This is a genomic window from Psychrobacter sp. 1176_08, assembly GCF_052850615.1.
Map to the genome: position 1 here is coordinate 480128 of NZ_VXCU01000001.1, position 11839 is coordinate 491966.

Here is an 11839-nt window from a genome sequence, read left to right on the forward strand (position 1 = left end):
CTATGATGTACATCAATAAGTTAAGCTTGATACGCCAAAAGAAAGTATTGCTGCAACCCATTTCTTTTAAAATTAAACCGAAGAAGCTATATGCTTTGATTGGTCATAATGGTTCGGGCAAATCTAGTCTTATCAAGGCGATGGCAGGAGAAATGACACCGACTCAAGGTGACATTCTTATTAATGAGCACAATCTAAAGGATTTTTCGGCCAAGGCGCTTGCGCAAAATCTCGCCTACCTACCCCAAAATCTACCTGATGCTGGTGCATTTACGGTCTATGAGCTGGTCATGCTAGGGCGCTATCCTCATCAAAAATGGCTACAAAAACCGAGCGCGCAAGATCATGAACATGTGAACAAAGCCATTACGCTGACTCAAGTCGAGGCTTTTAGAGACCGTCAAGTATCTACCTTATCGGGTGGCGAACGCGCTCGTGTGTGGTTGGCAATGTGTTTAGCACAACAAACAGAATTTTTACTATTGGATGAGCCATTAGCAGCACTTGACGTGGTGTATCAAGTCGAGGTGCTAAAACTGATTCGGCAGTTGGTTGATCAGCAAGGTTTGGGCGTGGTCATCATCTTGCATGACCTCAATCTGGCAGCAAGATTTTGTGATGAATTCATTGCGCTAAAACAAGGTCAGCTTTGCCATATGGGTGATGTCCCAAGCACCATGCAAAAAGAAGTACTACAGTCGATATTTGGGGTGGATTTTACCTTGCTAACTCATCCCGACACTAATCACAAAGTAGCGGTTATATGAAAGCGATACCCTCCTCGATTGGACTCTGTATGGCACTATGCTCAAGCTTATTGCTGAGTAGCTGCCAATCATCCGATGCGACGCCAGCAGCACTGAACGCTTCAAACCCTCAAAAGACGCTCAGCGTGATGACTCCAGATTGGGGCATTGCTGCAACGCTAACGGGTATGGGATATCCGCCAGTTGCCATGGGTGACAAAACGTTTTATAAAGAATGGGTCGGAAAACCGCTGATACCCACAGATACCTACGATGTGGGCACACGCTATCAGCCCAATCCTGAAATGTTCTCTCAGCTTGACTTAGATGTGGTGATAGACAACGCTTTTTATAAGCATCTGCAACCTATGTACGGCGACTTACCTATTCATTCTATCGAATTGACCAGTCCAAATCAGATGGCAAAATGGGAAGATTTTATAGAGCCAACCTTAGAATTAGGACGATCCATCAATCAGCCGCAAGCCGCTCAAATGTATTTAGATAAGAGTAAAGAGCAGATAACACAAGCGGGCCAGACGTTTCATAAACGCTATCCTCATATCAAAAAAATGGCAGTCGTACAATTTGCTGACACCAATAATTTGCGCATGTTTTCGTACAACAGTTTGTTTCAACCCGCTTTAGATACCATGGGTCTGGAGCTAACCGCATTTGCAGATGGTAACGAATGGGGATTTATGCCCATCATGCTTGGCGACTTAGCGCAGCTTGATGATGATACGTGTCTTGTGGTCGTTGAACCTATCGGTGACCTTCTGAAGCTAGAGTTAGAAGATAGTCTAGTGTGGCAGCGCTTGGGATATTCTTTTCACGAAAACTCCAAATCCGCTGGTAAAAGCCGTTGTCTTACTGTACTACCTGCCACATGGAACAATAGTGGCGTCGCCTCTATGAATGTCTTGGCCGATCGTCTCATGAATGCCACTTTTGTAGGCAATACCGACTTATGATTAAAAATACTTTTTCGTCTACCAGCCGTATCTATCTGATGGTTGTTTTTTTAATAGTAATGGCGGTGGTCAGTAGTTATGCAGTCGTGCATCAGCTATGGAACCTGCCTTTTATGGAGCTGTTTACCCCATCATTTGACTTATCCCTTGCGGACATGAGTATCCAGCTACAAATCTTACCGACGATGCTGGTTGCATCAACGGCTGGCGGTCTCTTAGGATTAGTCAGTGTGTTGCTACAGCAGCTGGTAAAAAATACGCTTGCTTCAGACACAACCCTAGCCGTCGGTAGCGGTGCAAACATAGCCTTGCTGCTGGTCACTTTATTCTTCCCCAGTTTCAATTTGGGTGGCAGCTTTTGGGTGGCTTTTATTGGTGCTATCAGCAGTATGGCAATCGTCTTTATCCTAGCTGCTCCTAGTCGCATGAATCCTTTGGTACTGGTACTAGGGGGGCTGGTCACCAATATTTTGCTGGGTGCTATCGCGGCTTTATTATTAATCTATTATGCTGAAGAATCCCTGAATATTATGGTATGGGCAGCAGGCAGTCTTACCCAAAATAATTGGCAAGTATCTGTCGCTTTGACCATTGCTAGCGTGGTTGCTTTTATCAGCTTAATGCCATTGTTAAAGCCGCTAGAAATCATGAGCCTAGATGATCGACAAGCCAAAAGCTTGGGCGTGCCTGTCAATCTTATTCGTGGATTGGTAATAGGATTGGTGGCGATTTTAACAGCGCTTGTTGTCAGTCGCGTAGGCCCTATTGGATTTATTGGTTTGGGCGCGGCAACTCTCGTCAATGTGTTTTCTGTCAGACATATCGGGTATCGTCTGTTATTGGGATATGGGTTTGGGGCGCTTTTATTATGGATTACCAGTAATGTCACAACGATACTACAGCATTATCTGTCTCTCAATATTCCTGCTGATGCGATGACGGCGTTACTGGGTGCGCCGTTGGTTATATGGCTGATTATGATGCAAAGTCGCCAGCATACTGAGGAGCTTGCACCAACGCTTGTCTCAGAACGTCGTGAGACACACTTGCTTGCTTGGAGCATTGCTTTAGTTTTGCTAATAGGCAGCATACTCGTATTTACTGCTACCGCCAACGGTTGGCAGCTAAATGCCGTATGGGATTTAATTGTTGATTTTAGACTCCCTCGTACCTTGAGTGCAGCGGCCACGGGCGTCATGCTGGCAACTGCTGGCGTATTATTACAAACGTTGACTCGTAACCCTATGGCTAGCCCCGAGGTATTAGGCATCAGTTCAGGCTCGGCAATAGGCGTGGTATTAGCGTTTATTTTCCTACCCAGCTTTGGCTATACAGGCATCGTACTATCGGGATTATTGGGCGCCTCTATTGTGCTTTGTTTGATCTTGTGGCTGGCTCGCAGAGTGAATGCTGCTTACTTATTATTGGTGGGGGTGGCGATTGCTGCCTTAATGGGCGGTGTGTTAAGTCTGGTCAAGATATCCGGAGATCAACGATTACAAGCAGTTCTCAGCTGGCTGTCAGGATCTACTTATCTTGCCAGTCCTGAGACTGCTTGGCTGCTTGTGGCGTTTGCTGCCGCACTTTTTTTATTGAGTTTTATGATAGTAAGACCCTTAGAGATATTGAGTTTGGGCAGTGGAATAGCGCGTGAGCTTGGCGTTTCTTTAAGACTATTCCAAAGCTTGATATTAATCTTGGTAGCAGCGCTTAGTACCATATCGACATTGGCTGTGGGTCCACTCAGTTTTGTGGGATTGATGATTCCTCATTTGGCGACAACGCTTGGCGCGGTTCAGCTCAAACGTCAGCTGCAACTGGCTGCCATCTTGGGTGCCGCTTTGATGGTAATCGCAGACTGGCTTGGTCGTTATATTATTTTTCCTTACGAGATACCCGCTGGCACCATTGCTGCCATCATTGGTGGCGCCTACTTCTTGTATCTCATGCGCCGTATCAGAGCGTAAATAACAAACATTAGATATCAATAGCTAAGCATAAAAAATATTTACTGTGGGTCAATGACGCCCCTACTCACCTAAAACGATTTATAACATGCTAAAAAGCGATTGGACATCTCTCCTCTCTCTTTTATGCCATCAAATATACATAACATTCATTCTATTACTGAGCCATTATGTCTTCTCGCACTCCATCGTCTTTGTATCGTATGATTTGGGCATACTATCGCCTGCCTTTTCTCAAGGTTATTTTACTGAACCTAGTTAATGCGGCAGTCAGTGTTGGGATTATTGCTTATATCAACCACACCTTTATCAGTCAGCCTGTCTTTAATACGTTGTCATGGTTAAGTTTGGGCTATTTTGCAGGTTTAATAGTACTACTACTGGTCACAACTTTTATCTCACAGTATACCTTGACCTGCTTGGGACATAAATTTGTCTATGAGCTAAGAACCAAATTGGTCAAACAGATCATCGATACCAAGGTACCGCAAATTGATAATCTAGGAAGTGCGCGGTTAATTGCTAGCCTATCCTCTGATATTCAATCAATTACGGTCGCTTTTGTACGCATGCCAGAATTGGTGCAAGGGGTAATTTTGTCGACTGGGGTGGCAATTTATCTAGGTTGGCTCTCGCTGCCATTACTCTTGATTGTCATGTTTTGGATTGCAATGACGATTTGGATCAGTACTATTTTAGTGAAGCATGTTTATCAGCATTTAACGGGATTAAGAGAGCTCAACGATCTTTTGTATCAAGATTATCAATCAATTATCGAAGGACGCAAAGAGCTGGCTTTGAATCAGCACCGTGCTGAAAAATTGTACAAAACCGATTTTGTGACGCATGCTAAGTCGTATGAAAAATCTGTGATCAAAGCCGATACGTTTCATTTATCAGCAGTGAACTGGTCAAATATTATGATGTTCGCCGCCATTGGGGTGGTGTTCGCGTTGTCCAATTATCTTGATATACCAATGGGGGTTGCGACAACTTTTTCCTTAACGATTTTATTTATGCAATCGCCTTTATTACATGCAGTCGGTGCTTATCCCACCATACAAACGGCTCAGGTGGCATTGGATAAGATTCACTCTCTAGAACTCAGTGATTATCATCCAGAATTTGCCACCAATGCAGCCATACAGAATTGGCAATCTATATCATTGACCGATATTGGTTATCGTTACCAAAATATCGAAAACAATGCTCAAGACGCCGCCACTCAAAAACACGATACGGCTGGCGATATACTAAGCGATGTCAATCTGACGCTCAAACGTGGCGATGTGATCTTTTTGATCGGCGCAAATGGTAGCGGCAAATCTACCTTAGCTAAGATCATTACCGGTATTTTTACCCCAACTATGGGTCAGGTAAGCGTTGATGAGCACGTTGTCTCGGATGCCAATGTGGTTGATTATAGGCAACTATTTTCTGCTATTTTTAGCGATCAACATCTGTTTAAGCAGCTTGTTGGTCGCGAAGGCAATGATCCTGATATGACGTTGGTAACGTCGTGGCTGCACAAACTCAATCTACAGGACAAAGTCAGCGTGACTGACGAGCGTTTATCGACAGATAAGCTTTCGCAAGGACAACGTAAACGCTTGGCGATGTTGATTTCTGTGGCAGAACAAAAAGACATTTTACTGCTTGATGAATGGGCTGCAGATCAAGACCCTGCGTTTCGCCGCGTATTCTACCAAACGCTCATTCCTGAATTAAAAGCAATGGGCAAAACCTTATTTATCATCAGTCACGATGATGGGTATTTTGAACATGCTGATCGACTGCTGTTGATGAAACGAGGTAAATTAATCGAGCTGAATGCTGAAGAACGACAGCGTGCCAGTGCCGATGCCATATCTATGCTGCATTAAATTGAGCTAAAATCAAGCCGAACCATGAGCGCGGTATTGTTTGAAATACTGCGCTTATATACGTTTCCCCCTACTCTTGTTAATAACAACTGCTAGATGTCTATTTACCATTAAGCGCTACTATTGCGTAAATTCATTATTATGAGCTAATTATAAATATAAAACATTGTTCATAAATACTCTACGATTCATCCTCTCTAGTAAACCCTCTTATAACTTCTATCCAGAAACTATGTGTCAAAAATATTTCTGTATTGTATTGCTAATCATAATAATTATCATTATCATGTACAAAAATTAAGATTGCTTCTCGGTATATTTTCTTATCAAATTATTTATTGGTCAGCCATCTAACGCTTTATTGAGAAATGGCTCCCTAATTTTTCTATTACTCTAATTGAGATATCATCTGATGTTTATCATTGCACAAAGTACAAAGCAACATAAGCCAAGCACGTTAAGTTGGTTCGTCAAAAAGACCATGCATCTTTCAGCGATTGCTTCTTTGGCTGTCAGCTCTTCGATGATTCATGCTGAAACCTCACAGCAAACCACGACCACAGATGAAGGTAGCGAAATCAACCGTGCAGACGGCACAGTAGAACCAAGCACTACGCTACCCACTATCGTAGTCACGGCAGACACAAACAAACAGATTACAGAAAATACAGATAGCTATACCATCCCTGTCGCCAGTAGCGCCACAGGGCTGGCCTTATCAGCAAGAGAGACGCCGCAGGCTACCAGCGTCGTCACTAATCAACAAATCAAAGACCAAAACTCTAATACTCTAATAGACGTACTTAAGCGATCGCCTGCCATTCAAGTAAGTAGCATTGATGGCGCGCGTAATGGATTGTCATCAAGAGGTTTTGGTATCAATAGCTTCCAAATTGACGGCTTGAACACCAATTTTATTCAGCAAGCGGCGATGGGCGAATACTCTGCCAATACTGCTATGTTTGATCATGTTGAGGTCGTGCGAGGCGCTACCGGTTTGATGAGTGGTTCAGGCGACCCTTCTGCCAATATCAATCTCATACGTAAACGTGCGGATAGCGACATCCCTGTTACAGAGCTGTCTGCCAATGTCAATCGTTATGGCAATTACGGTGTTAGCATTGACCGTAGTCAGCCATTGAGTGAGAGCGGTGCCATACGGGGCCGCGTCGTCGCAAGTTATCAAGATGGTGATACCTTCATCGATCGTCAAGAATTGGGTCAAAATCTGATTTATGCCACGGTTGATGCGGATGTGAGCGACAGCACCACAGTCAGTGTCGGTGCCAGCCGTCAACACAATAAATCAAGAGCTACCATGTGGGGTGGTTTGCCAAACTACCTGAGTGATGGCTCAAAAGCCGATTGGGATACCAGTAAAAATGGCAGTGCCAATTGGACAAACTGGGATTCTGACAATGTCTACTACTTCGCTGATATCGATCATGATTTTAACGAAGATTGGAACCTGACTACCAAAGCCAGCTACAATGAGAGTGACAGCAGTCCAAAACTACTCTACCTTTTTGGCGGTCCACTTAATGTCGACACTGGCTTGGGACTAGGTTTCAACGTATTCCATGCAGATACCGAACGCAAACAGACCAATGTTAAAACTGAGTTAACGGGTAATTTTGATGCGCTAGGCAGAACGCACAAACTCATTGTGGGCGGATCTTATAGCAAAAGTGACCTTGATACCTTTACTTATGCCCCACCTGCTGAAGATGACCTTGCTCCGCTGACCAACTTTTTTGAGTGGGATGGCAGCTACCCTGAACCAGCATGGGGAGACAGAACTCGAAGCTCTGATGTCACCATTAAAGAAAAATCCGTATTTGCTGCAACCCAGCTCCAGTTAACGGACCCTTTATCAGTCATCTTGGGGTCTCGCGTGTCTGATTATAAGCGTTCAGGTGTGCAGTATGGCCGAAATGTGAATACTAAATCTGATCACATTTGGACACCTTATGCGGGTATTACGTTTGACATTGATAAAAATCACAGCCTATATACCAGTTATAGCGATATCTTTAAGCCTCAAACCCAGCGTGATATCAATGGCAATTATCTCGATCCAATCGAAGGTAAAAACTATGAAATTGGTCTAAAAAGCGAGTCAGATAACGGTGCCTTACAAAGCCAAATCAGTATCTTTAGAATCGAACAAGACAACCTTGCTCAAGCAGACGGTAGTAATAAAATTCCAGGTACCAGTCCTCCTGAACAAGCTTATTTTGGAGCAGAAGGTGCTACCAGTCAGGGCGTAGAGTTAGAAGTCACTGGTAAGGTTAGTGACAATCTACAAGCAAGCGTTGGGTATACGCATTTTAATGCTGAAGACAATAGTGGTAAAGCCATTAACACTGGTTTTGCTGATACCACGCTTAACCTATTTGCCACCTATGATATGGACGACATCATTCCCAACTTCACCATTGGCGGCGGTATAGATTGGTCAAATGGCTATTATGGCATCGTTACCAACCCTGTGACCCAGCGCTCTGAAAAATACAGTCAAGATGATGTGACCCTTGCTAGCATTATGGCAAGATACACTGTTAGTGAAAATCTGGAAGCACAGCTTAATGTCAATAATTTATTCAACCAAAAATATCTTGCTGGCAGCACCTTCAGTGAACTGACGTATGGTGAGCCATTAAATGTGGTAGGCCGCTTGACCTATCGCTTTTAATTTTAATACCAATTATTTGAATACATAGGCCGTTACATGAGTAAACGCCGTAGTAGCCACGGTTTTTATCTACCAGACTTTAGCGTTATCAGTCGTATTGTTTTAGCGATTGGCGGTAGCTACGGCATCGCGGTACTCACTGACTTACTGTTTTTGGCGTTACCCATAGATGACATTTCTGCTATTTATTGGGGGCAAATAACAAGTGTCGTGGTCTGTGCGCTTATGATTATTTTGGTGTTTTCATTACGCCGCTTATGGTTGGCATGGGCAGTAGTGGCGAGCCTATCAAGCATATTAGGCTTGATATGTTATGCCACTATTTAGACTTTTATTATCAGGTCATCTTTGATGTCAGACTCTACTAAAACCCAATCCGTGCCGATGACCAAACGTCAGCAGAAAGATAAAACCAAGGTAAAAGGCTATCGGCTGCTGATGTCTGATGTCCATACTTGGTTTGGATTACTATTGGGTTGGTTGTTATTCACGATCTTTTTGATGGGTACAGTCAGCTATTTTAATAATGAGCTGACGGCATGGATGCAACCTGAGATTACTGCTGTCTCTAAGCCCTCAGCCCTACCCCTTTCATCGCAAAATTCGCCAAACAAGTCTCAGACGTCCGAGCCTTTTGGTGTGGCAATCTCCCATCTGCAAGCCACTCAAGCAAACGCCAAAAACTGGTTTATTACCAAAGGTCCGACCAGTACGAGTAACGAGCAGCGTTTACATATCACCACCAGTGCTGACGACGAAAGACTACGCTATCAATTTGATACACAAACTCAAACAACATATATGCCAAGAGACACGGCGGGTGGTAATTTCTTTTATCGTATGCATTTTGATCTGCATTATATGAGTGTGATATGGGCAAGAATAATCGTCGGCATTGCATCTATGATGATGTTGATTGCGATCATTGCAGGCATTATCGTTCATAAAAAAATATTCACCGATTTTTTTACGTTTCGTTGGGGCAAAGGACAACGTTCATGGCTTGATGCACACAATGCTTTTTCCGTGCTACCCCTGCCTTTTCATATCATGATTACGTTCACTGGCATCATCACGTTGATTGCGCTGTATATGCCATGGGGCGGCAAAGTTGCCAATATTGATACCGAGCAACTTTTCGAAGGCATCTACTCTTATCGAGCCGCCGATGCGACTGAGTTGCAACCTGCACCGATGGTCGATATTTCCCCACTATTAACAACGGCTCAATCAGAGTGGCAAAAACTCAATCCCAATTATGCGATTACCAGTGTCAGTATCAATCATCCCAATACTGACCATAGTAAAATTATTGTTGATGGCAAAGCCGACCGTCAAATCTCGACAATCGGTGCGTTTCGTATTTATGATGGGCAGACAGGAGACATCCTTGAGCAAAGTAAGCCACCACCACTTGCTGTGACTACCCATACGGTGATGGTAGGGCTGCATGCAGGACGCTTTGCTGATTACTGGCTACGCTGGATGTATTTTTTATTGGGCGGCGCAGGTTGCGGTATGATTGCGACTGGATTAGTACTTTGGACGGTGAAACGTCGTCGCCAATTGCTCACCATGGACAAACCTTATGTGGGATTTTGGCTGGTGGAAAAACTCAATATTGCTACGCTGGCTGGATTGCCGTTGGCTATGGTAGGACTGTTATGGCTCAACCGACTGTTACCTTTAGAGATGACTGCACGCGCCAAATGGGAAATAGACGGTTTTTTTATAATATGGGCCGGTAGTTTTATACTGACGTTGGTACTCTCTAGTCGTCATGCGTGGCGCGTATTATTGTCATTGGTTACTCTATCTCTTTTATTCACGCCACTCCTCAATAGTCTCACTACCGAGCGTGGATTTCTCCAAAGTGTTTTGAGTGGTGATGCGTTGTTTATCAGCTTTGATGTTATGTTTTTTATACTAGCGCTGCTATTTGCTTACATCACTTATGCTGTCAGTTTTAAGAAAATGTCTCCTAAGCAAAAAACGAAGTCAAAACGTCGCGTCGCCTCTCAGATAGAGATCTCATAATATGTCGAATTTAGTATTATTTGAGCTGCTATTTTTGGTAAATCTGCTGGGTATGATTGCCTTAATGATAACCAGTAAAAGACATAAGGATAAATTTCAGCGTAAACTGCCATTTGTTTCAAAAGGACAAGGCCTACGCTGGCTGGGATTCACGCTATTAGCGATTGCGTTTTTATTGACCTATTCCTCATACCAAACAGGCTATTTTGTGGTGGTATGGTTTGGCAGTTTGACCGTGGCTGCAGGTTTGGTTTATCTCATTATGATGGTCTATGAACAGTTAGTGCGTGTCAAATATTGACTGTCAAACTAGTACTTGCCAAATGCGTATAGTCAAAACGCGCTTTAATTTCCATCTTAAACTGCATACTTCTTTGCGCCGACCACGCAAGCCACTGCGCCTAGCGTGCTGATTAGCATACCTGTACTGACTATCTCATGAAGCAATAAAGCTGCCAGTACCAGTGCCATAAAAGGTTGTATCAATTGCAACTGGCCAACGGCAGCAATACCGCCTAAAGCCAAACCACGATACCAAAACACAAATCCAATAAACATGCTGAATAAAGAGACATAAATCAAGCCTGCCCAAGCCGTGATACTCACCTTTGCCAAAGACTCTGGCCACGTCAACCATACCATCGGTACCATCATCGGCAGCGATAACACCAATGCCCAACTGATCACCTGCCAACCGCCTAATGTCCGTGACAGCCGTCCACCTTCTGCATAACCCAGACCACAAGCCATCACCGCGCCCAGCATCAAAAGCCCGCCTATTAGTGAAGCATGTCCGCTATTTAATGCGGCATAGCCTGCGACAAACGAGCTGCCCAACAAAGCAAAAAACCAAAACAATACTGGTGGACGCGTCTCTCCTCGCCAAACCGCAAAAATGGCGGTAAATAATGGCAAGATGCCTAAAAATACAGTTGCGTGAGCAGAGGTGACATACTGTAAAGCCAAGGCGCTTAGCAAAGGAAATCCAACAACCACACCCAAAGTCACAATAAATAGAGATGGTAAATCTGTCTTGGTTGGTAGACGTTGCTTTAAAATTAATAAAACCATACCACCCAATAATGCAGCTAGCGTGGCCCGTACCGCCGTCAGAAACATAGGATCAAAATCCATCACCGCTAGGCGAGTCGCTGGCAAGGACCCTGCAAAAATAACCACGCCGACCAGGCCGCTGATCCATCCTTTAGTTAATTTTTTCATAATCATATCACTGTGTGTTTGATGTCATGATTACACCAAAAGCGTGATAGGTTATCTATATACAATACCGTACAATAAGACAGAACTGTTTGGTGTCATTTGCCCATACAGTTCTTTTAATATTAAGAGGGCACTATAGCCACTCCACTATAAAATAAACACAGTGCTGCCAACGTCATATTTTCTTGCTTGCTGTGCCTTCGCAGACAGAGGCGACGAAAATATATCGTTGGCAGTCCAGCATTATTGTTGTACCTTTTTTATTTAGGATTAGCTATAACTTTGATAGCAGGCTCTCTATAAGTTTCCATAGTCG

The 11839-nt window shown here is 43.8% G+C and carries 9 protein-coding genes; 8 read left to right on the forward strand and 1 reads right to left on the reverse strand.

The genetic code is table 11. From position 1 onward, the window contains the following. Positions 1-2: 2 nt before the first annotated feature. From FW759_RS01910 to FW759_RS01945, 8 genes are all read left to right on the forward strand, one after another. Positions 3-767 carry an ABC transporter ATP-binding protein gene (locus tag FW759_RS01910; RefSeq protein ID WP_095570475.1) on the forward strand — a complete coding sequence of 255 codons (765 nt, stop codon included), beginning with the start codon at positions 3-5 and terminating at the stop codon, positions 765-767. Then, entirely contained in the window at positions 764-1720 is a 957-nt protein-coding gene (locus FW759_RS01915; protein WP_446442008.1) for an ABC transporter substrate-binding protein, read from the forward strand. Before FW759_RS01910 ends, FW759_RS01915 begins: the two co-directional genes overlap by 4 nt. Continuing rightward, positions 1717-3687 (forward strand): Fe(3+)-hydroxamate ABC transporter permease FhuB, encoded by a 1971-nt coding sequence (gene fhuB / locus FW759_RS01920; protein WP_446442009.1) that lies wholly within the window; start codon positions 1717-1719, stop codon positions 3685-3687. Before FW759_RS01915 ends, fhuB begins: the two co-directional genes overlap by 4 nt. 170 nt (positions 3688-3857) lie before the next feature. Beyond that, a complete protein-coding gene (locus FW759_RS01925; protein WP_446442010.1) occupies positions 3858-5570 on the forward strand; it encodes a multidrug ABC transporter permease/ATP-binding protein in 1713 nt (570 codons plus the stop codon). A gap of 412 nt (positions 5571-5982) precedes the next feature. Continuing rightward, positions 5983-8265, forward strand: a complete 2283-nt coding sequence (locus FW759_RS01930) for a TonB-dependent siderophore receptor (RefSeq protein ID WP_446442011.1) — start codon at positions 5983-5985, stop codon at positions 8263-8265. Between the two features lie 36 nt (positions 8266-8301). Next, on the forward strand, positions 8302-8592 hold the full coding sequence (locus FW759_RS01935) for a DUF3649 domain-containing protein (protein WP_131397872.1): 291 nt from the start codon (positions 8302-8304) through the stop codon (positions 8590-8592). Between the two features lie 24 nt (positions 8593-8616). Beyond that, complete coding sequence (locus FW759_RS01940; RefSeq protein ID WP_446442012.1) at positions 8617-10302, forward strand: PepSY-associated TM helix domain-containing protein; 1686 nt, start codon at positions 8617-8619, stop codon at positions 10300-10302. Position 10303: 1 nt separating this feature from the next. Further along, entirely contained in the window at positions 10304-10603 is a 300-nt protein-coding gene (locus FW759_RS01945; RefSeq protein WP_446442013.1) for a DUF3325 domain-containing protein, read from the forward strand. 56 nt (positions 10604-10659) lie between these two features. Here FW759_RS01945 and FW759_RS01950 read toward each other — a convergent pair whose 3' ends face one another. Next, the gene (locus tag FW759_RS01950) at positions 10660-11523 is read right to left on the reverse strand and encodes a DMT family transporter (protein WP_446442014.1); all 864 of its coding nucleotides are present in this window, start codon (positions 11521-11523) and stop codon (positions 10660-10662) included. Positions 11524-11839: the final 316 nt, after the last annotated feature.

Coding starts and splice junctions, on each gene's coding strand:
- FW759_RS01910 (WP_095570475.1), top strand. CDS start 3: ATGATGTACATCAATAAGTTAAGCTTGATACGCCAAAAGAAAGTATTG.
- FW759_RS01915 (WP_446442008.1), top strand. CDS start 764: ATGAAAGCGATACCCTCCTCGATTGGACTCTGTATGGCACTATGCTCA.
- fhuB (WP_446442009.1), top strand. CDS start 1,717: ATGATTAAAAATACTTTTTCGTCTACCAGCCGTATCTATCTGATGGTT.
- FW759_RS01925 (WP_446442010.1), top strand. CDS start 3,858: ATGTCTTCTCGCACTCCATCGTCTTTGTATCGTATGATTTGGGCATAC.
- FW759_RS01930 (WP_446442011.1), top strand. CDS start 5,983: ATGTTTATCATTGCACAAAGTACAAAGCAACATAAGCCAAGCACGTTA.
- FW759_RS01935 (WP_131397872.1), top strand. CDS start 8,302: ATGAGTAAACGCCGTAGTAGCCACGGTTTTTATCTACCAGACTTTAGC.
- FW759_RS01940 (WP_446442012.1), top strand. CDS start 8,617: ATGTCAGACTCTACTAAAACCCAATCCGTGCCGATGACCAAACGTCAG.
- FW759_RS01945 (WP_446442013.1), top strand. CDS start 10,304: ATGTCGAATTTAGTATTATTTGAGCTGCTATTTTTGGTAAATCTGCTG.
- FW759_RS01950 (WP_446442014.1), bottom strand. CDS start 11,523: ATGAAAAAATTAACTAAAGGATGGATCAGCGGCCTGGTCGGCGTGGTT.